Source organism: Pseudoalteromonas arctica (assembly GCF_012927645.1).
Lineage (GTDB): Bacteria > Pseudomonadota > Gammaproteobacteria > Enterobacterales > Alteromonadaceae > Pseudoalteromonas > Pseudoalteromonas arctica_A.
The window spans coordinates 1-20987 of sequence record NZ_JABBMT010000026.1 but is presented as its reverse complement, the minus strand read 5'-3'; the positions used below and the strand labels follow the sequence as shown (position 1 = coordinate 20987).

Below are 20987 nucleotides of genomic sequence, written 5' to 3'. Positions count from 1 at the left end.
TAACGCTGCGGCTTAATTAATTACCCTCTGGGGAGGAGTGCGTTATGCACCAAGTACCATTACTGATCAACGGCGAATTTGTTCAATCAACATCAGATCAACTGATTGACGTTATTAATCCAGCAAACCAAGAGGTGCTTGCACAAGTACCGTGTGCTACCGACGCTGAGATGGATGCGGCTATCGCATCAGCCAAAGACACCTTTAAAAGCTGGAAAGATGTGCCAATTACTGAACGTGCGCGCATTATGATGAAGTATGCAGCACTTTTAAAAGAGCACCACGATGAACTAGCCACCATTATATGCCATGAATTAGGCAAAACCTTTGAAGATGCTAAAGGCGATGTTTGGCGTGGTATTGAAGTGGTTGAGCAAGCAGCTAATGCGCCATCTTTAATGATGGGTGAAACCATGGAAAACGTGGCCCGTAAAATCGACACTTACTCGTATATGCAACCACTGGGTGTATGCGCGGGCATTACGCCGTTTAACTTCCCAGCGATGATCCCACTGTGGATGTTCCCATTGGCGATTGTCTGCGGTAATACTTTTATTTTAAAACCCTCAGAGCAAGACCCACTTACCCCTATGCGTTTAGCTGAATTATTCATTGAAGCGGGTGCGCCTAAAGGTGTGTTGCAAGTTGTTCATGGTACTAAGCCACAAGTTGACCGCTTATTAGAAGACTCAGCAGTACGCGCAATTTCGTTTGTTGGCTCGTGTGGCGTAGGTGAATACATTTACTCTAAAGGCACAGCTAATTTAAAACGTGTACAAGCCTGTGTTGGTGCTAAGAATCACATGGTGATCATGCCTGATGCAAGTCGCTCACACGTTGTTAATAACCTTGTTGGTGCCTCTGTTGGTGCAGCGGGTCAGCGTTGTATGGGGATTTCAGTGGCGGTGTTTGTTGGCCAAGCGAAAGATTGGGTTGAAGATATTAAAGCTGGTTTTGCCAATGTGCGCCCAGGTGTGTGGGATGATAAAGATGCTGCATATGGACCACAAACATCAGCGGCTGCTAAAGCACGAATTTTATCATTAATAGAAAGTGGTAAAGCACAAGGCGCAACATGCTTAATTGATGGCTCGGACTTTACAGTAGAAGGGTATGAAAAGGGCAACTGGGTAGGACCTACCTTATTTACTGACGTCACCACTGAGATGGATTTATACAAAGAAGAAATATTTGGCCCAGTACTGGCGTGTATGTTTGTTGATTCGCTTGATGAAGCAATTGCCCTTATTAATGAATCACCATTTGGTAACGGCACGTCGTTATTCACTTCAAGTGGCGCTGTTGCGCGTAAGTTCCAACATGAGATTGAAGTAGGTCAAGTGGGTATTAACGTACCAATTCCTGTGCCACTGCCATTCTTTTCGTTTACTGGCTGGAAAGGGTCATTCTATGGCGATACGCATACCTACGGTAAGCAAGGTATTCGTTTTTACACTGAGACCAAAACAATTACTTCACGTTGGTTTGAAGATGAGATTGCCTCAGATCCTAATATGAGCATTAATCTTAAATAATGAGTTTCCCCTTAATAAAAAAGAGGGGTAACAAAGGCACTCCACAGCATTGAGCCTTTGTTGCCCTTCACTAATCTTGATTTTGACAACACACATTTTATAAAGAGGTCTCCTATGGACTTTAATTTAACTGAAGATCAGCAAGCATTTGCTCAAACAGCTCGCCAATTCGCAGAATCTGCACTGGCTCCTTATGCCGCTAAATGGGATCGCGAACATTTTTTTCCAAAAGATACCATTAAAGCTGCGGGTGAACTGGGTTTCTGTGGTTTGTATACGCCAGAGGAAGCGGGCGGTTTAGGCCTGTCGCGCTTAGATTCAAGTATTATTTTTGAACAGCTGGCGATGGGTTGTACAGCGACTACCGCAATGTTGACCATTCACAATATGGCGACATGGATGATTGCAAGTTTTGGTACTGAGCAAACAAAAGCTCAATATTGTGATCAACTTGTTATGGGGGAGCTACTCGCTTCTTATTGTTTAACAGAGCCTGGTTCAGGCTCCGATGCAGCCTCATTGAAAACAAAAGCGGTTCGTGATGGCGATGATTACGTGATCAATGGCTCAAAAATGTTTATCTCAGGCGCAGGCGAGACCGAAGTATTAGTGGTTATGGCACGCACTGGTGGTGAAGGTGCGGCAGGTATTTCTGCGTTTGTAGTACCGGCTGATGCCAAAGGTGTTGAGTATGGTAAAGCAGAAGAGAAAATGGGCTGGAATGCACAACCAACGCGCTTAATTAGTTTTGAAGATGTGCGTATACCGGCGCATAACTTACTAGGTGCTGAGGGCGAAGGCTTTAAGTTTGCAATGCAAGGCCTTGATGGCGGACGTATTAATATTGCAACTTGTTCAATTGGTACTGCCCAAGCGGCACTTGAAACAGCCCGAGAATACTTAAAAGAACGCACACAATTTGGTAAACAGTTGGCTGCGTTTCAAGCACTGCAATTTAAAATTGCCGATATGAACACTGAACTTGTTGCGGCGCGTCAAATGGTGCGTTTAGCGGCTTTTAAACTTGATAATAATGACAGCGAAAAAACCACTTATTGTGCCATGGCAAAGCGTTTTGCCACCGATGTTGGTTTTACTGTGTGTAATGACGCACTACAAATTCATGGTGGTTATGGTTATATCAAAGAATATCCACTGGAGCGCCACGTACGTGATGTGCGGGTTCATCAAATTTTAGAAGGCACTAACGAGATCATGCGGGTGATTATTGCACGCCGTATTTTAGCTGAATCTGCCGCCGATATTTTATAAGGAGCGAGTTATGTCAAACCCAAGTATTGAGTTAACCATTGAAGGTCACGTAGCGATTTTAACCATGTCTAATCCGCCAGCGAATACCTGGACTAAAGACACGTTAATTGCCTTAAAAAATATGGTAAATGAACTTAATGACAATAAAAATGTTTACTCATTAGTGATCACCGGTGAGGGTGAAAAGTTCTTCAGTGCTGGTGCTGATTTAAATGTATTTGCTGGTGGCGATAAAGGCGTAGCAGCGACTATGTCGCAAGTATTTGGTGACGCATTTGAAGCATTAACTGCATTTAGAGGTGTATCCATTGCCGCTATCAATGGCTATGCCATGGGTGGAGGCCTAGAAGTGGCGTTAGCATGTGATATTCGCATTGCAGAAGAGCAAGCACAAATGGCACTACCAGAAGCCAAAGTAGGTTTACTACCGTGTGCGGGTGGCACTCAAAACCTAGCATGGTTAGTTGGTGAAGGCTGGGCTAAACGGATGATTTTATGTGGTGAGCGACTAAAAGCTGATAAAGCGCTACAAATTGGTTTAGTTGAAGAAGTCGTTCCACAAGGTGACAGCCTTGCTGTGGCACTTAAATTAGCCACTCAAGTGGCAGATCAAAGTCCTGTTGCTGTTAGTGCCTGTAAAACCCTGATCCAAAAAGGCCGTACTCAGCCAATGGCGCATGTATTACCGCTTGAGCGTGAGTTATTTGTTGGTTTGTTTGATACGCAAGACCAACAAGAAGGTGTAAATGCCTTCTTAGAAAAACGCAAAGCAAATTGGGTGAATGGCTAATGATTGAGTTAACGCAATTAAATTCGTCTGATGCGCCTGTGGTATTTGAAACCGCGGCCGCTGCCAACGGCTCACTCATTGGTTTTGCTACCCTTAATGCGCCAAAGTCATTAAACGCACTTAATTTTGCGATGATCAAACTATTAGAGCCGCAGTTATTAGCATGGGCAGATGATAGCAATATTGCTATGGTCATCATCAAAGGAGCCGGGGAAAAAGCATTTTGTGCTGGGGGGGATGTAGTCAGCCTGCATAACGCTATGAACAGCGGTGAACCGGCAAATCTAATAGAAGATTACTTTGCTCATGAGTATCGCCTTGATCATCAAATTCATTGTTATGATAAACCGATCCTTGTTTGGGGTAATGGCATTGTGATGGGCGGTGGTTTAGGCTTAATGGCCGGAGCGAGTCATCGCGTAGTAACTGAGAACTCACGTATTGCTATGCCTGAGCTAACAATTGGTTTATATCCAGATGTAGGAGGCAGTTACTTTTTACATAAAATGCCTGAGCATGTTGGTTTATTTTTAGGGCTAACTGCGGCGTCTATTAATTGTGACGATGCGATGTATGTGGGATTGGCTGATCACTACCTCAAAGCCGATAAATTCGACACTCTGATTGAGCAATTGTGCACTATTAAGTGGGGTAAGACGGCTTCGTTGAATCACGATAAGCTGAGCAGCTTACTTACCGAACTTGATAATGTTTCTGGGCATATGCCAAAAGGCAATGTAAAGACGCAATTAGCCACTATTCAAAAACTGGGGGAATTTACGGATCTTCGCGATAAAGTAAATTATATTTTAAATCTAGAAACTGACGATACGTGGCTTATCCGAGCACAACAAGCATTAAAGCATGGTTGCCCGCTCAGTTGCGCCTTAGTTGAGCGTCAACTTGCCAGTTCAAAAGGTAAAAGTTTAGGCGAATGTTTTCAAATGGAACTGGGTATGTCGGTTCGTTGTGGTGAAGTCGGTGAGTTCCAAGAAGGTATTCGTGCGCTACTGATCGATAAAGATGGCGCGCCTAATTGGCAGTTCAAAACGCTTGAACAGATCCCTGATGAATTAGTCGAGAGTTTTTTTGTTCAACGTTGGGATCACAACTCACATCCACTAAAACAACTTACACAAGGATAATGTTATGTCACTTTCTATTGGTTTTATTGGTTTAGGTAACATGGGCGGCCCAATGGCTGCGAACTTAGTTAAAGCGGGTCATCAGGTCAAAGTGTTTGATTTAAACCAGTCAGTCGTAAATGATTTGGCGAACAAGGGGGCGATTGCCGCAATAGATGCTAAACACTCTGCAAGTGATGTTGATGTGTTGATCAGCATGCTACCTGCAAGTAAGCATGTGAAGTCGCTTTACCTTGGTGAGACAGGGCTGGTACATATTTTAGCAAAGTCAACATTAGTAATTGATTGCTCAACGATTGATGCTGCATCAGCCCGCGACGTAGGCGCTGAGTTGAGTGAACACGGTATCGACTTTGTTGACGCGCCGGTATCAGGTGGTGTTGCCGGTGCAACGGCTGGCACACTGACCTTTATAGTAGGTGGTGGCGATGAACAGTTTGCTAAGGCCCAACCGGTGCTTGCTGATATGGGTAAAAATATCTTTCATGCAGGTGATATTGGCGCAGGGCAAGTAGCAAAAATTTGTAATAACATGCTGTTAAGCATTTTAATGGCAGGCACTAGCGAAGCACTACAAATGGGTATTAACAACGGCCTAGATCCAAAAGTGCTCAGCGATATTATGACCGCCAGCTCGGGCCGTAACTGGACACTTGAATTATATAACCCATGTCCAGGTGTGATGGACACAACCCCAGCGAGTAATGATTACAAACCAGGCTTTATGGTTGATTTAATGGCTAAAGACTTAGGCCTTGCTATGGAAGCGGCGCAGCAAAGTAATTCATCAACCCCAATGGGGTCAATGGCTAAAAACCTTTATACCATGTTGCAACACCAAGGTGCGGGTAGCGAAGACTTTAGCGCCATATTTAAATTATTCTCGAAGGAGTAACAGGTGGAAATTAAAAATAATACCGTGGTGATCACCGGTGGTGCGCAAGGCCTAGGATTTGCAATGGCGCATAAACTTGCAGTCCTTGGTGCTAATATTGCGTTAATTGATATGCAACAAGCGCTGTTAGATGATGCAGTTGCTGAGCTTAGCCAACATGGTGTAACTGTAAAAGCCTATGTAGCTAATGTGACTGATGAACAAGCTATGGTTGATACCTTTAATACCATTAATGCCGATTTTGGTCATATTGGTGTATTGATAAATAATGCCGGTATTTTACGCGATGGTATGTTTATCAAAGCCAAAGAAGGTAAAGTGGTTACTAAAATGGCGCTTGATCAATTTAAGTCAGTGATTGATGTAAACTTAACCGGCGTGTTTTTAGCGGGGCGTGAAGCTGCATGCCATATGATTGAATCGGGTAAAGGCGGCGTGATAGTTAATATGTCGAGTGTTGCTCGTGCTGGCAACATTGGTCAAACTAACTATGCTGCGTCGAAAGCGGGTGTGGTAGCGATGACCACTGGCTGGGCAAAAGAGCTTGGCCGTTTTGGTATTCGTGTTGGCGCCATTGCCCCGGGTGTCATTCGTACTAATATGACCGACGCCATGAAACCCGAAGCTAAGCAACGTATGCTTGCAGTCACGCCAGTAGGGCGTTTTGGTGAAGTGGATGAAATTGCGCACACAGCGCAGTATATTATCGAAAACGACTTCTTCACCGGTCGTGTGGTTGAGATTGACGGCGGTATTCGTTTGTAAGAAACCTTTTTTAAGTGTAATAAAACGGCAAGCCTCGGCTTGCCGTTTTTGTTTTTATAGCTTAATTGCTTAATAAAATAGCACTTACTATTTTAGTTGGCATAGTTGCGATGAACTTCTATTATTAATTATCTATTTGTTCTTATAATGATAAGCACCTTCAGGGATCAAACATACATGATTGAGATAAACGAACAAATACTGAAAGATATAAATAGAAATTTTATTATTCCCCCTAAACCCGAAATATTAACTGAGTTACAAAATTTAATAGCAACTGGCGATGCGCCTATTGCTGATGCCGCTAAGGTAGTGGTAAAGGATTTAGCGATTTCATCAGCAATACTAAAAATAATAAATTCCCCTGCTTATGGTTTGTCTCGTACTGTGGCTGATATAAAGCAAGCTGTGATGTTTCTTGGTTGGGACGGAGTCAATGCGCTTGTACAGGGCTTGAAATTAAAAGAAATGTTTGCAACTGAGAACAGCTGCATTAGCTTAGAAAGATTTTGGGATACATCAACCGAAATTGCTAATGTAAATATGATGATAGGTCAGCGTCTTAAAAAACAAATAGCCCTAGAGCCTTTGTATACGCTTGGGCTTTTTCATGATTGCGGTGTGCCTCCTATGGCAATTAAATATGATAATTACTTAACCGCTTTGCACTGTGCTAATCAAACAGACAAAGAAACTATTATTGAGATTGAAGAGCGTTTATATAAAACAAACCATGCAGTTGTTGGCTATTATTTTGCTAATAGCTGGCATCTACCAAAAGAGATATGTCAATTAATTCTCAATCACCACAATGTCGCTATTCTTGCTGAGGTGACAGATACAGACGAGAAAATCTGCTTTGCTATTTTGAAAATGTCTGAAAATTTAGTCAATATGCTCAGACGAGGCTCGCCTATATCACAGTGGGGGGTTATAGAATCAAAAATCTTAGGTGTACTTCATATGAATGATGATGAGTATTGTGACTTACAAGAGGACGTTATTGATTTTTTAAACAATTTATCATAGATACATTAAGCATTAGTGATGATTATGTTACCAACATTCGACATGGTGCCAATTAGAGCCGGCTTGAGGGAAAAGCGTCGATTTTGTAACTCAAAGCCAAGTCCGGTTTGATCTGGTACTCTCTATTGAAAAAAGTATTAAAAAAGCCAACCCTCAGGTTGGCTTTTGCTGTAATCTATTGCAGTAAGCATCAACTTATTTTAGTAAGTAGCACTGCCTTTGGTACGTGGGAAGGCGATCACGTCACGTACGTTGCCCATACCAGTTACATATGCAACTAAACGTTCGAAACCTAAGCCAAAACCAGAGTGTGGTACTGAACCGTATTTACGTAGGTCGCGATACCAGCTGTAGTCTTCTTTATTCAAGCCCATTTCTTCTAAACGTGCATCAAGCACATCAAGGCGCTCTTCACGTTGTGAACCACCAATGATTTCGCCAATACCTGGTGCTACAACGTCCATTGCAGCTACAGTTTTGCCGTCTTCATTTTGGCGCATGTAGAATGCTTTAATATCACGCGGGTAGTTTTTAATAACTACTGGTGCTTTAAAGTGTTCTTCAGCTAAATAACGCTCGTGCTCAGACTGTAAGTCAACACCCCATTCAACGGCGTATTCAAATTTCTTACCACAGCTTTTAAGAATTTCCACTGCAGCTGTGTAATCAACTTGTGCAAAGTCTTTCTCAACAAATTCTTCAAGACGGGTAATGGCTGTTTTTTCAACACGTTGCGCAAAAAATTCCATATCATCACGACGTTCTTCAAGTACCGCTTTGAACACATATTTAAGCATGTTTTCAGCAAGCTTGGCAATATCTTCTAAATCGGCAAAGGCAACTTCAGGCTCGACCATCCAAAACTCTGCCAAGTGGCGTGAAGTATTTGAATTTTCAGCGCGGAAAGTAGGGCCAAAAGTGTAAATTTTTGACATCGCTGAGGCGTAAGTTTCACCATTTAATTGACCTGATACCGTAAGAAATGCTTCTTTACCGAAGAAATCTTCGCTGTAATCAACATCGCCTTTATCTGTACGCGGCAGGTTTTGCATATCAAGCGTTGATACACGGAACATTTCGCCTGCACCTTCACAGTCACTTGCAGTGATGATTGGCGTGCTGATCCAGTAATAACCTTGCTCATGGTAGAAGCGGTGAATAGCTTGCGCTAAACAGTTACGTACACGTGTTACCGCGCCAATCATGTTGGTCCGTGGGCGAAGGTGAGCGTGCTCACGTAAATACTCAATGCTGTGGCGTTTTGCCGACATTGGGTATGAGTCTGGGTTTTCTACCCAGCCTAGCACTTGTACGCTATTTGCTTGAATTTCGAAAGATTGACCTTGGCCTGCTGATTGTACTAAAACACCGGTAACTGACACGGAGCAACCGGCTGTTAGGCTAGTAACTTCATCATAATTATTAAGTGAATTAGGTACTACCGCCTGAATTGGATCAAAACACGAACCGTCATGAACGGCTAAAAATGAAATTCCTGCTTTTGAATCGCGGCGAGTACGGATCCAGCCTTTAATTGTTACTTGGCTGTCTACCGCAACCTTGCCTTTTAATAGCTCTGAAATCGCTAAGTGGCTCATCTTCACTCCAATGATATAAGTTGCCTACATTAATATGTGCGTTATCGCACTTGAACGGTGTATCTTACCTTTGAATGTAAAATAAAAAAACATTCAAAGGTAACTCTTTGCTTATTCTTTTGCATTTTTATGATTTTTGTCGCTAAAAAACCGGCAACTTTTATTTTTTGTGATAAAAAACAACCTAGATCATAATTTAAAGGTGATTTTCACTGCGATCAAAACGGGTTTTGTGGCATTATACGAAATTACGATAATTAAATTAACTTGCTAAATATATAGGTATTATGAAACAAGTCTTTATTTTACGTGGTTTACCAGGGTGCGGTAAGTCTTATTATGCACAAAACCTAGCCGATGAAATGGTTGCGGGCGATCAAAGCCAATACTTAATTTGTTCGACCGATGATTATTTTTATAATGAACAGGGTGACTATCAGTTTGATAAGTTTAAGCTGTCGCAATACCACAATTTGAATTTAGCCCGTTTTATAAATGCGTTGGCGCAAGAAATTCCTCTTATCATTGTTGATAACACCAATATTAAAAAATGGGAATTTATTGCTTATAGCCAAGCAGCTGTTGCCCTTGGTTACCAAGTTAAAGAAGTGATAGTGGGTGAAGTGAAAGACAAATCAATGCAGCACCTGTATGCCAAACGTAATAGCCATAATATTCCACTGAAAATGATCAGCAAAATGGCTTATATGTTTGAGTGGTAACACTCACCCAAACTCGTTGTAGTTTGGGGGCTGGCTTTATCAGTAATACTTGCTCACTCATACTTGAACAGTAATATATGCTCAGAAATGTTTGCCCGCGATAGCGTCGTATATCGCATTTGCCAATATGGTTATATCCTCTTCACTGCTTATATACGGTGGCATTAAATAGATAAGCTTACCAAATGGGCGGATCCAGACATGTTGGCTGATGAAAAAAGCTTGGATCTTGGCAACATCAATTACACTATCAAGCTCAACGACACCAATTGCACCCAGTGTTCTTACCTCAACAACCTGCTCAAGCTCACTGCAACGCTGTAATGTTTGCAGCGCATCGTTTAGGTGGCTTATTTGCGCTTGCCAATCTTGTTCAAGTAATAAATCAATACTCGCACACGCCACTGCGCAGGCCAATGGATTACCCATAAAAGTAGGGCCATGCATTAATACCCCAGCTTCACCTTCGCTGATACCACTGGCAATTTTATCTGTGGTTAAGGTGGCTGATAAGGTCATCATGCCGCCAGTTAACGCTTTACCTATGCATAAAATATCTGGCTCAATCTCAGCATGTTCTACGGCAAATAATTTACCTGTGCGGCCAAACCCTGTGGCGATTTCATCACAAATTAACAGTACGTCATAGTCTGTGCACAACTTACGAGCGGTTTTTAAATATTCAGGGTGATAAAAGTTCATTCCCCCAGCATTTTGTACCATTGGCTCAATAATAAAGGCTGCAATGTGTTGATGGTGCTCTTTAAAATACTGAGTTAGGGTATGCGCTTCTTGTGGGTCAAAGCTTTGCCCAAATTGGCTTTTTGGGGCAGGGACAAACACATGCTCTGGTAAAAAACCTTGGTATAGTGAGTGCATTGAGTTAATTGGATCACAAACACTCATTGCTGCAAAGGTATCGCCATGATAGCCCTTTAACGGTGTCATCAGTTTTTGTTTGCTGGTAATACCTTGGCTTAGCCAATATTGCAAAGCCATTTTTATTGCTACTTCAACACACACTGAGCCGCTATCTGCTAAAAACACTTTTTGCAGTGTGCTTGGCGTGATCTCAACGAGCTTTTTACACAGCTCTACAGCTGGTGCGTGGGTTAAGCCACCAAACATCACATGACTCATTTTATCTACTTGCTCGATTGCAGCATTTTTTAATACTGGGTGGCCGTAACCGTGTATAGCGCTCCACCAAGAAGCCATGCCATCGATTAGCACTTCACCTGTGGCTAAAAAAATACGATTATCCTGTGTGTGACTTACAGGGTAAACGGGCAAAGGTTGCGTCATTGATGTATACGGGTGCCATATATGGTGGCGATCAAAATCAAGGTCTATCGTGTGCTTATTGTTCATTTGTAAACTTAATGATTGCTTGGTTCGTTGACAATGTTACGTCAAGTCGTAGACTAAGCCAATATCACCGTCATGAAAAATAAAAAGAGAGAATTATGGAGTTTGCAGCTGTTCGCCACGATTGGACACATAAAGAAGTAAAAGCTTTATTTGAAATGCCGTTTAACGATTTATTGTTTAAAGCCGCGTCTGTACATCGTGCTAATTTTAATCCTAATGAAGTGCAAATATCTACTTTACTATCAATTAAAACCGGCGCTTGTCCAGAAGACTGTAAATATTGCCCACAATCGGGCCACTATAAAACTGATTTAGAACGCGAACGTCTGCTTGAAGTTGAAAAAGTAGTTGAACAAGCACGCTTAGCAAAACAAAAAGGCGCAACCCGTTTTTGTATGGGCGCTGCATGGTCTGATCCTAAAGACCGAGACATGCCGTATATTTCGCAAATGGTTAAAGAAGTTAAAGAGCTCGGCCTTGAAACCTGTATGACATTGGGTATGTTGGATAATCAAAAGGCTCATGCGCTGCGCGATGCAGGTCTTGATTATTACAACCATAACCTTGATACCTCGCCAGAATACTATGAGCAAATTATCACTACCCGTACATTTCAAGACCGTCTCGATACAATAGGTAATGTACGTGATGCCGGTATGAAAGTGTGCTCTGGCGGTATTGTGGGTATGGGTGAACAAGCAGCCGACAGATTTGGTTTATTGATGCAGCTTGCTAATCTACCGCAACAACCAGAAAGTGTGCCAATTAACATGCTAGTAAAAGTAAAAGGCACGCCACTGGAGAACGTTGACGACTTAGATCACTTTGAGTTTATTCGTACCATTGCCACAGCGCGTATTATGATGCCACACAGTTATGTGCGGTTATCAGCAGGGCGCAATGCAATGAATGAACAAATGCAATCAATGTGCTTTTTTGCCGGTGCTAATTCAATATTCTATGGTGATAAGTTATTAACCACAGAAAATCCAGAAGCTGATGCGGATATGAATTTGATCAAAAAATTAGGCATGAACCCTGAAAAACGCCATGATTATTCAGACGAAGCCTATGAAGCATCGTTATCGTCAGCGGTCGCAGATAAAGCAACCTCAGAGATGTTTTACGAAGCGTAAAGCGCTCAGTAATAGGGAATAGTTTAGAGTATCGCGTTGAAGGTTAGAGCATTTATGTCATTTGAATTTATAAGCACCCATTTAGATGAGCGCAAAGCACAGCAGTTGCAGCGTAAACGTTATATAGTACAAAGCGCAACGGCGCGCACAATCACGGTTAATGATAAAAGCCACCTTAACTTTGCGAGTAATGATTACTTAGGGTTTGGTGATTCACCAGTGGAGTTAACCAGCTCACTATTGTTAGGTAGCCATAGCTCAGCATTAGTTACGGGTTACCAACAACCACAGCAAGCGCTTGAGCAAGCTTTATGTAATGCTTTGGGTTATCAAGCTGGGATGCTTTTTAATTCGGGCTTTAGCGCAAATAGCAGTGTTATTAAAGCCTTATTTCAAGATAAAGCGACAGCGCAACACAGTGCTATTTTTCAAGATAAGTTAAACCATGCCAGTTTAATTGATGGCGCATTACACGCTAACGCGGCCTTAATACGTTTTAACCATAACGATATAAATCATCTCCGTTCACGGTTAGAAAAATCAAAAGCGCGCAATAAGCTCATAATTTCTGAAGGCGTGTTCTCCATGGATGGCGATACCGCGCCAATTAAAGCGCTATTCGCTTTAGCAAAGCAGCATAATGCCTGGTTAATGATAGACGACGCTCATGGCTTTGGTGCGCTGGGTAAAACCGGGTTGGGCAGTTGTGAGTCATTAATCAATGAAGCGTGTATGCCAGATATTTTAGTGATCACCTTTGGTAAAGCGGTTGCTAGTAGCGGGGCGTGTGTATTAGGCTCGCAGCATTTTATAGATTACATGCTGCAGTTTAATCGAGATTATACCTATTCAACCGCTATGTCACCGTTTATTGCCTCTCATACTTTAGCACGTATTAAAAGCATAAGAGATGCTAACGATAAGCGGGCTAAATTAAACGCCAATATTGCGCTGTTTAAACGCCTAGCAAAAGAGCAGCACATTGCACTAATGGACTCTAATACCGCGATTCAGCCAATCGTTTTAGGTTGCGCCGAGCAAACGTTAAAAGCCAGTGAGCAACTAAAGCAGCAGGGCATTTGGCTAACGGCTATTCGCCCGCCAACTGTTTTACACAATACCTCGCGTTTGCGTATCACTTTAAGTGCAGCCCACACCCATGACGATATAGCTCTGCTTGTGGCTAGCTTACAAAAGGCCATCGCATGATAAGCCCGCAGGTAATTAAAACTAAGCCACTTAGTCCCACCACTGTGTGTATAGCGGCTGAGGTTTTAAAAAAAACCACCGCGCATAACTTTTCAAAAGCAGCAAACAGTTATTGCCAGCATGCCAATGTGCAAAAACAAGCGGCGAATGATTTATTTAAACTCATTACAGCTAACCCTAAAAAGCTCTGTGTTGACTTAGGGGCAGGGCCGCTTGTTAATACTGAGGCTTTAAAGGCATTATTTGACCAAGTTGTTGCCATAGATTTAAGTTTTAACATGCTAAAAAGCAGTACCTTAAATATCCCTAAACTGTGCGCTGATATGGATAACTTACCGCTGCAAGCTAACAGTATTGATGTGCTATTTAGTAATTTTGCGCTCCAGTGGTCTGCTAATTTTGAAGCGCTAATGCACTCGCTTTACCAAGCATTAAAACCAGGCGGGCAAGCTTATATTAGTACGGTTGTTGCAGGGTCATTAAACGAGATAAAAATGGCCTTTACTGCGCTTGACTCACTTAACCATATTAATCAGTTTGCTAGCCATAACAATATAAACCAATCGGTCGAAAAGGCAGGGTTTAAGATCAACGCCTCAAATAAAGTAATTTATACCGACCAACATCGCAGTGCATTAGCGGCTATAAAATCGATTAAGGCCATTGGTGCCACCACACAAAATCACACAACAAGTCGGCGTGGTTTATTAACTAAATCAGCGCTAAAAAAAGTCTGTGATGCCTATCCGCTTTTAAACAATAAAGCTCATGTATCTTACCATGTAGTATTGTTATCATTAGAAAAGCCCAGTAAAAATAATAAGGCCATGCCATGAAACAGTTTTTTATTACCGGTACAGACACCGACGCCGGTAAAACCCATGTAACCAGTTTGCTGTTAAAGTTACTCGCACAACATAAAAAGCGTGCAATAGGCTTTAAGCCGATTGCCTCTGGGTGTGAAATGGCGTTCGAACAGCTCGTAAATGCCGATGCGCTAATACTAATGGAAAGTGCCACAGTAAGCGCTAAGTACGACATAATTAACCCATTTGCATTTGCGCCACCAATAGCTCCCCACATAGCTGCAGAGCAAGCGAGTATAAACATAACAGTAGAAAAGCTCAGTAAGGCTTATCAACATGTTAAGCAACAAGGTGCAGATTATCTGTTAACAGAAGGTGCAGGCGGCTGGGCATTACCAATCAATAATAAAGAGTATTTATACGACTGGGTAAAAGCAGAGCAATTGCCGGTTATATTAGTAGTTGGTATGAAGTTAGGCTGTATAAATCATGCTTTACTCACTGCAGCACATATGCAAAGTATAGGTGTTAATTGCATTGGCTGGATTGCTAACCAAGTTGATTCCACTATGGATGAATACCAAGCAAACCTAGATTCACTGAAAACACATTTATCTTTTCCACTGCTTGCCATTAGCCCATACACAGAGCAAACCCCTAAATTACAAATTTATAAAACCCTGCTTGAAAAATTATCGATAAATCCATAAATAACCCTTGTGTTGTGACATAGTTTGTCACAGAATGGCGCTGACGTTATGACATAGTGTGTCATAACGCAGTGATTGCTCAAAGCCGATCAAACATAGTAAATCGCTCAGCAATAAATGTTATTTTTGGAGAACTCGTATGAAACGTGTATTTTTGTTTTTATTAACTAACCTCGCGGTTATGTTGGTATTAGGTGTGGTGCTTTCAATAATAATGAGTGCGCTGGGATTAAGCCATCGTAGCCTAGGTGGTATTTTATTAATAGCTGCTGTATTTGGTTTTGGTGGATCGTTTATTTCGTTATTTATGTCGAAATGGATCGCAAAAAAATCAACCGGTGCGCAAGTGATCACCCAACCTCGTACCGAAACCGAACAATGGCTGGTAAGCACCGTGGCTGCTCAAGCTAAAAAAGCCGGTATTAACATGCCAGAAGTGGCTATTTACGACAGCCCAGAAATGAACGCGTTTGCAACCGGCCCGAGTAAAAATAATTCGCTGGTGGCGGTAAGCACGGGTTTATTACATAACATGAGCCAAGATCAAGCCGAAGCCGTACTGGCGCACGAAGTATCGCATGTGGCCAATGGTGATATGGTAACGCTAACGCTTATTCAAGGTGTGGTTAATACCTTTGTTATTTTTGCCGCAAAAGTACTGGCTGGCATTGTAGATAACTTTATCAATAGCGATGAAGAAGAGGGCGGCAGCAGCTGGACTTACTTCTTATTCGATATGTTATTCCAAATATTATTTGGCGTACTGGCAAGCATTGTAGTTGCCCATTATAGCCGTAAACGTGAGTTTGCAGCCGATAGCGGCGCAGCTCAGTTGGTGGGCGCAGACAAAATGCGTTCAGCCCTTGAGCGATTAAAGCAAAACCACCCATCGCAATTAGAAGGCTCAATGATGGCCTTTGGTATTGCCAGTGGTAAAGGCATGGCTGAGTTGTTTTCATCTCACCCACCGCTTGACGCACGTATAGACGCACTACGTCGTTAAATTAAATTCAAGTTTTTCACAGTACTTGTAAACAAAAAGCCTGCATTTGCAGGCTTTTTTATGTTTAATGTTTTTCATTGCGATTGAATAATGTCAGTAATGCCCTCGGGCGAGAGTATTTCAATCCAGTAACCGTCAGGGTCTTTAATAAAGGCAAGACCCTTCATTGAACCACCGTCTGGTTTTTTTACAAACTCAACATCGTATTTAGCAAAGCGCTCACACGCCGCGTATACATCGGGTACGCTTATACCAATATGACCAAAGCCTTTTGGTTCTTCATTACCGCTAACATAGCCCGTAAAGCTATCGTCGTTTTCAGTGCCCCAGTTATGGGTAAGCTCAATGAGCGCAGGGCGGCGAAACACCCACTGGGTTTTTTCTTTGTCATCGCCTTTTGGCATGTCTTGCTCATAGCCTAAAAAGTACAAGGTAAACTCCATACCAGGAAAGTCGTACTTTCCTAACAACTTCATGCCCAATACGTTTTCATAAAATGCCAGCGACGGTTTTGGATCTTTAATACGCAACATAGTTTGCTGCATCACATAGCCCTCAGTGGCCTGTGCAATTTGCTCTGGAGATTCGTTATAGCTAGACATGAGATAATCCTTAATAAAATGACTGAAAAAACCTTAATGGATTTAAAAAGGCAGAGTGTACGCTCATCATAATCAACAGCAGCAAAAATTAAAACCACCTAGCTAAATTACAAACTGATGTGTGTTTTATGGGCAAAACAATAGGGTGATACTTAGCTGTGTGTTTATGGCTATGTTGTATTTCAGTGGTTGCGGCCGATAGAAGTCAAGGTACATTGCTGACAGTGCAATAGAGATTTAACGGCAGCGACTAAAGTATTAAATCTGGCTTTATGAATTGAGTTAGGGGTGACAGCGTGGAGCATATTGTGCAAAATAGTAGACGCATTCATGGTGTTTAGTTCTGTTGTTTTTGAGCGATTCATAAGATCACAAAACACCATGAATGTTCCCTCGCTTCCCACATTTTTTAATACTATTAATTCATTGATATATAAAGGCTAATTTTGGGGGTACATTAGCTTACTCACCCAGTATCTTCTCTCGAATCACTTATTAAAAGCTCTGACGGAGGCACAGTTCAAGAGCCGTGGCCTGCTGATGTTACTGCTCATTTTGGGCGAAACATATATCAAGGAATGAACTGTCTTAAAGCATGGAAAGTTATTCCTGTGAATGCACTTGTTGGCATATTAGACATGATCCGAAATCGTGTATTAAACTTTGTGCTAGAAATAGAATCAGAAGCCCCTGAGGCTGGAGATGCGCCACTGAATTCACAGCCCGTGGCAGAAGAAAAGGTCCAGCAAATATTTCATACACACATCGCTGGTAATGTGCAAAACCTTGCTACAGGTAGTAATCATGTAAGACAGCATGCTATTAATAATGAACAAAATGAAATATTCAATAAGTTGTTGCAAACCTTACTTGAAACAAATGGAACTGAAAAGTCTAAAGAGCAAATCATAGGTACGGTAGAAGAAATGCGTGACAGCCAAGGCACCGACGCTTTTAAAGTTAACTATAATAAGTTCATGTCTGTTTTATCTGACCATATGCAAGTTTATGGGCCTGTTGTAGCGCCGTTTTTACCGGCACTGACCGCAATCATCTAAAGTATTTCAAATTTAGATAAACGTTTTAATAGGCGCATAAGTCATCGTTTGACACATTTCTAAGGTAGAGCGACGTCGGTGCTAAAATCTATGTAGTATTTAACTATTGATGGTATTTTCTATGAATAAGGCCAACATGAATACAGCCGATACTGATATCGATTTTATAAAAATAGTCACTGGCGGAAAACAACCTATAGCTCAAACCCATTGGATGAAATTAAAGTTGTTAGTGCAGGCATAATATTTAGTGACGCGACTCTATTTAGGAAAAGCTTGTGCTGGGACTTAACTTTTCTTGCAAAAGCAACTGGGGTTTGCGTTAAGACAATTGAACGCCATCAAAAAAACAATAAGCCTTTTAATCTATTGGTAAGTCAAAATATTATAAACACTATAGGAGGAGGTGAATTAATTAAACGGATTATTTGTGAGCTTGAGCAAGGTTTTTTAGCATAAGCTAAACAACATATGAAAGCCTCTTTTTTTGCACTGAAATTATGAGCAGCCTTTCACTTAGCCATTCAACAATACTAAATAGTAATGCTGCTATCAAAGGCTTAAGTAGTGTTTATTAATAAGTTAAGTTTTCTTATTAGAAACAGTTAAAGTTCAAGAGAACCTTGCCGATAATAAATAAATAGCGAATGAACAAGGAAATGATATGAAAGTTAACTCAAATGATACCAATTTAACACCGCAGCTTGTATCGAACAGTTCAGCAGTAAAAATAAATAAATCACCAAATAGTAAAGAGCAGTTAAATAATGAAATGGAACGACTAGCAAAGGATATCTATCACAAAGACATGCCTAAAGAGCCTGAAGCGACTTATTATAAGCCTATAAATAAAGATGCCAATGTATTAAGACCTATTGAAGATGTTATGTATGATATTGGAGTTGCCACAGCTCATTTGTATATGCCAGGCGGCGACGTCCCTAAAACGGTTGAAAAAATGCTTTCACCCTATGATAAAGTCATGGCTGAATTAAGAAGTGAACAGCCCTCTTTAGCAAATAAAAGTTGGGGAATTTCTATCAATGAGTCGGGTGAGCTTACAGTAACTGGTTCTCTTAATGATGATGAAAAGTCAATCATTGCAGAAAAGCTAAATAGTAATGAAGAGTTAGTCACTGCCGTTAATGACTTTAAGTCTAATTATTTAAAGTATATTAAGATGGAGCCTAGGGGCTGGGGTAAGTACGACGTAAATGAAAATAATTTTGCTGAAGTTTTTGATTTTAGAGAAATGCTAGAAACCTCAAGAAGTAATGAAGATTTTAAGGGAACATGGGATTATGAAACGAATTGGCTTAAGTTAAACGATAATGTTTCAGCACAACTGAGAAGTAATGCTTCGAAACGCTAAAGGTTGGTATACGGGCCTCTCTAAAAGAGGCTCTGATTGATATTTATGATGGCTCACTTGATATAAGGGTTTGATCGCAAATATGACCAAAGTATACATAAGGAACACTATCCCCCCCTATACCTATAGTATAAGGGTATCCATCTTCATCAAAACCTTCATTTGTCGGTATTTCTATACGCCACAAGCCGACTTCTACGTCTGATTCCCAAGTGTTTTTATAGCCTAAACTATGCTCGGTATGTAAAATTCCTTTTACATTTGCATCACAAGAAGTTAGATTTATTTGCCCTGATATTTGTCCATTAACATCAGATATAGCTTGATGGGCTGTTAATGAACCTGCATCGTCACTATTTTTAATTAGATAAAAATTTGCACTAGCGCCTTTAATTGGAGCCCCTGCAGAATCAAGGAGTACAAGAGACCAATTTAGCTTATTATAAGCTTGTGTTGTTAGATACGGACCTACATAGTTTAAAGTTGTATATGGTATTCTAGTTACACCGTTTTCTCCCTTAATTACTTGATTAGAGAAAGACGTCACAATGGATGCTATATTCAATTTGTAATTATTTGCGGGGTTAGCTGGCAATGCTGTATTTGCTCTCACTCTTAAATTAATTTTTTGATTTTCAGATAGATTCGACACGATGTGATGTTCATTTACAGTTAAGGGGACCCACCCATTTTCATTTTTTTCAATAATATACTCATCACTCGACGTTGCATCCGTTAGAATAATAGATAAATCTTGCCCGTTAACAGCTGTAAATTGGTAATAATCAATATCATAAATGCTATCCATATTACCTGTAAGGCCAATTTGTTGATCTGGTAATATTGTCGCAAGCGCTTCTGTATCGTTATATTCAAAAGCATCTAGATTTGCAGTGACGGCTGCGCCAAAGTTGAATGGTGAACCATCGGAGTCAATAACTTCCATAAACCAGTAATAATGTCCTGGCTCAGTTAAAGCAAATACAGCCTCATCTAAATTGCCTACATTCGCAGATGTACCTATCGCAGTGAAAGTATCATCAGGATTATGTCGTAGTACACTTAAGTTAACATCTGTCTCTGTGGATTGCCCAACGAGCAAAGCTGTCGTTTTGCTTCGTTCTGTAATTTCAAAGTGGTAACAAATACTTTCACCAGGTTGAGAGTTACTAAGTGTATATAGGCTTCCGGTAGCTAGCGTAGGACAGATAGGTGTGATTGTACTTTCTACAGCTAACTCCTCATTTAACTTAATAGCTCTTTGTTTTTTCATTAATGCCTTTTGAGGAAATACATCTGTTGTTACAAATTTATTTACCTCACCTGCATTATCTAAATCATGTTCAACTGCCAATACTTGAGATGAGATTAAAAGTGATAAACATGAGAGTGGGAGTGTGATTTTATTCACATTAACGTCCTTATTTGATTGTTTTAGAATCTACAAAGTAAACATAAAAACCCACAATTGCAACAAAAGTTAATGAAAAGCCTGTTAGTTTAAATTTTTTAAATTTGGACTCTCGTGAAGCCTGCGACGCTAATGTACACATAGAGGACATCAAGCTTTTTGAGAGAATTAATGGTAAGCGTATAGCTAACGACACCTAGCTTTGCTAATGTTCCAAGGTAGCAGTGGTTCAAGGTTATCTGGCTGCTCAGCGAGGTGCTGTAAGCAAGTAGTGATATAGTCATGCACCACAAGGTCATTTGCCTTTGCGGTTTCAACAAGACTATAAAGTATAGCGCTGGCATGTGCACAGGGCGCGAGCACACTTTGTTAACGATGTTAACCGAACAACAATTCCTCTCTAAAAGCATTAACACGCTCTTACACACTTGCTTCTTATTGAACTATTACTTTTCGTATGTTGTTTTACCATGTTTCTAACCACTCGACGAAATAATGCCATATGTTGTGCGCTTAACGGATCGTGAATTTGAGATGCATCTTCTTTAAACACGACAT

At 41.1% G+C, this 20987-nt stretch carries 20 protein-coding genes and 2 pseudogenes; 16 read left to right on the top strand and 6 right to left on the bottom strand.

Features of this window, described 5'->3' with window-relative positions:
* Positions 1-44: 44 nt before the first annotated feature.
* The 7 genes from HHO47_RS14425 to HHO47_RS14395 all read left to right on the top strand — a co-directional run bounded on the left by HHO47_RS14425 (position 45) and on the right by HHO47_RS14395 (position 7431).
* On the top strand, positions 45-1535 hold the full coding sequence (locus HHO47_RS14425) for a CoA-acylating methylmalonate-semialdehyde dehydrogenase (RefSeq protein WP_169020922.1): 1491 nt from the start codon (positions 45-47) through the stop codon (positions 1533-1535).
* Positions 1536-1649: 114 nt separating this feature from the next.
* A complete protein-coding gene (locus HHO47_RS14420) occupies positions 1650-2807 on the top strand; it encodes an acyl-CoA dehydrogenase family protein (protein ID WP_169020921.1) in 1158 nt (385 codons plus the stop codon).
* A 10-nt stretch (positions 2808-2817) separates the two neighbouring features.
* The gene (locus tag HHO47_RS14415; RefSeq protein WP_169020920.1) at positions 2818-3597 is read left to right on the top strand and encodes an enoyl-CoA hydratase; all 780 of its coding nucleotides are present in this window, start codon (positions 2818-2820) and stop codon (positions 3595-3597) included.
* Positions 3597-4742, top strand: a complete 1146-nt coding sequence (locus HHO47_RS14410; protein WP_169020919.1) for an enoyl-CoA hydratase/isomerase family protein — start codon at positions 3597-3599, stop codon at positions 4740-4742. The genes HHO47_RS14415 and HHO47_RS14410 overlap by 1 nt, the downstream gene beginning before the upstream one ends.
* Before the next feature lie 4 nt (positions 4743-4746).
* Positions 4747-5637, top strand: coding sequence for a 3-hydroxyisobutyrate dehydrogenase (mmsB, locus tag HHO47_RS14405; protein WP_169020918.1), 891 nt, complete (start codon positions 4747-4749; stop codon positions 5635-5637).
* Positions 5638-5640: 3 nt separating this feature from the next.
* Positions 5641-6402: an SDR family NAD(P)-dependent oxidoreductase gene (locus tag HHO47_RS14400; protein ID WP_169020917.1), complete on the top strand. Its 762-nt coding sequence runs from the start codon at positions 5641-5643 to the stop codon at positions 6400-6402.
* Between the two features lie 177 nt (positions 6403-6579).
* Positions 6580-7431 carry an HDOD domain-containing protein gene (locus HHO47_RS14395; RefSeq protein WP_169020916.1) on the top strand — a complete coding sequence of 284 codons (852 nt, stop codon included), beginning with the start codon at positions 6580-6582 and terminating at the stop codon, positions 7429-7431.
* Between the two features lie 200 nt (positions 7432-7631).
* On the opposite strand, the gene asnS is transcribed toward HHO47_RS14395, so the two are convergent.
* Complete coding sequence (gene asnS / locus HHO47_RS14390) at positions 7632-9029, bottom strand: asparagine--tRNA ligase (RefSeq protein ID WP_169020915.1); 1398 nt, start codon at positions 9027-9029, stop codon at positions 7632-7634.
* A 287-nt stretch (positions 9030-9316) separates the two neighbouring features.
* On the opposite strand from asnS, the gene HHO47_RS14385 reads away from it, so the two are divergent.
* Positions 9317-9751: an AAA family ATPase gene (locus HHO47_RS14385; protein ID WP_169020914.1), complete on the top strand. Its 435-nt coding sequence runs from the start codon at positions 9317-9319 to the stop codon at positions 9749-9751.
* An 81-nt stretch (positions 9752-9832) separates the two neighbouring features.
* Here the strand turns inward: HHO47_RS14385 and bioA are convergent, their stop codons facing one another.
* Positions 9833-11122 (bottom strand): adenosylmethionine--8-amino-7-oxononanoate transaminase, encoded by a 1290-nt coding sequence (bioA, locus tag HHO47_RS14380; protein WP_169020913.1) that lies wholly within the window; start codon positions 11120-11122, stop codon positions 9833-9835.
* Between the two features lie 95 nt (positions 11123-11217).
* Here bioA and bioB point away from each other — a divergent pair, with 95 nt between their 5' ends.
* From bioB to htpX, 5 genes are all read left to right on the top strand, one after another.
* Positions 11218-12258: a biotin synthase BioB gene (bioB, locus tag HHO47_RS14375; RefSeq protein ID WP_169020912.1), complete on the top strand. Its 1041-nt coding sequence runs from the start codon at positions 11218-11220 to the stop codon at positions 12256-12258.
* 54 nt (positions 12259-12312) lie between these two features.
* Positions 12313-13467 (top strand): aminotransferase class I/II-fold pyridoxal phosphate-dependent enzyme, encoded by a 1155-nt coding sequence (locus HHO47_RS14370; protein WP_169020911.1) that lies wholly within the window; start codon positions 12313-12315, stop codon positions 13465-13467.
* Positions 13464-14303 carry a methyltransferase domain-containing protein gene (locus HHO47_RS14365; RefSeq protein ID WP_169020910.1) on the top strand — a complete coding sequence of 280 codons (840 nt, stop codon included), beginning with the start codon at positions 13464-13466 and terminating at the stop codon, positions 14301-14303. Before HHO47_RS14370 ends, HHO47_RS14365 begins: the two co-directional genes overlap by 4 nt.
* Positions 14300-14983 carry a dethiobiotin synthase gene (gene bioD, locus HHO47_RS14360; protein WP_169020909.1) on the top strand — a complete coding sequence of 228 codons (684 nt, stop codon included), beginning with the start codon at positions 14300-14302 and terminating at the stop codon, positions 14981-14983. The genes HHO47_RS14365 and bioD overlap by 4 nt, the downstream gene beginning before the upstream one ends.
* A 139-nt stretch (positions 14984-15122) precedes the next feature.
* A complete protein-coding gene (gene htpX / locus HHO47_RS14355) occupies positions 15123-15986 on the top strand; it encodes a protease HtpX (protein WP_169020908.1) in 864 nt (287 codons plus the stop codon).
* A 74-nt stretch (positions 15987-16060) separates the two neighbouring features.
* Here htpX and gloA read toward each other — a convergent pair whose 3' ends face one another.
* Positions 16061-16588 (bottom strand): lactoylglutathione lyase, encoded by a 528-nt coding sequence (gene gloA, locus HHO47_RS14350; RefSeq protein ID WP_169020907.1) that lies wholly within the window; start codon positions 16586-16588, stop codon positions 16061-16063.
* Positions 16589-17064: 476 nt separating this feature from the next.
* Between gloA and HHO47_RS14345 the strand changes: the two are divergent.
* The 3 genes and pseudogenes from HHO47_RS14345 to HHO47_RS14340 all read left to right on the top strand — a co-directional run.
* A pseudogene (locus HHO47_RS14345) lies at positions 17065-17646 on the top strand (hypothetical protein); the annotation flags it as partial.
* 121 nt (positions 17647-17767) lie between these two features.
* Entirely contained in the window at positions 17768-17890 is a 123-nt protein-coding gene (locus tag HHO47_RS19590) for a hypothetical protein (protein ID WP_282435327.1), read from the top strand.
* Positions 17891-18310: 420 nt separating this feature from the next.
* Positions 18311-19018: a hypothetical protein gene (locus HHO47_RS14340; RefSeq protein ID WP_169020906.1), complete on the top strand. Its 708-nt coding sequence runs from the start codon at positions 18311-18313 to the stop codon at positions 19016-19018.
* Positions 19019-19061: 43 nt separating this feature from the next.
* Here HHO47_RS14340 and HHO47_RS14335 read toward each other — a convergent pair whose 3' ends face one another.
* From HHO47_RS14335 to HHO47_RS14325, 3 genes and pseudogenes are all read right to left on the bottom strand, one after another.
* A complete protein-coding gene (locus HHO47_RS14335; protein WP_169020905.1) occupies positions 19062-20429 on the bottom strand; it encodes a hypothetical protein in 1368 nt (455 codons plus the stop codon).
* A 186-nt stretch (positions 20430-20615) separates the two neighbouring features.
* The gene (locus HHO47_RS19420; protein ID WP_348981664.1) at positions 20616-20792 is read right to left on the bottom strand and encodes a transposase domain-containing protein; all 177 of its coding nucleotides are present in this window, start codon (positions 20790-20792) and stop codon (positions 20616-20618) included.
* A 15-nt stretch (positions 20793-20807) separates the two neighbouring features.
* Positions 20808-20987: pseudogene (locus HHO47_RS14325) on the bottom strand (ISAs1-like element ISPsesp1 family transposase); the annotation flags it as partial.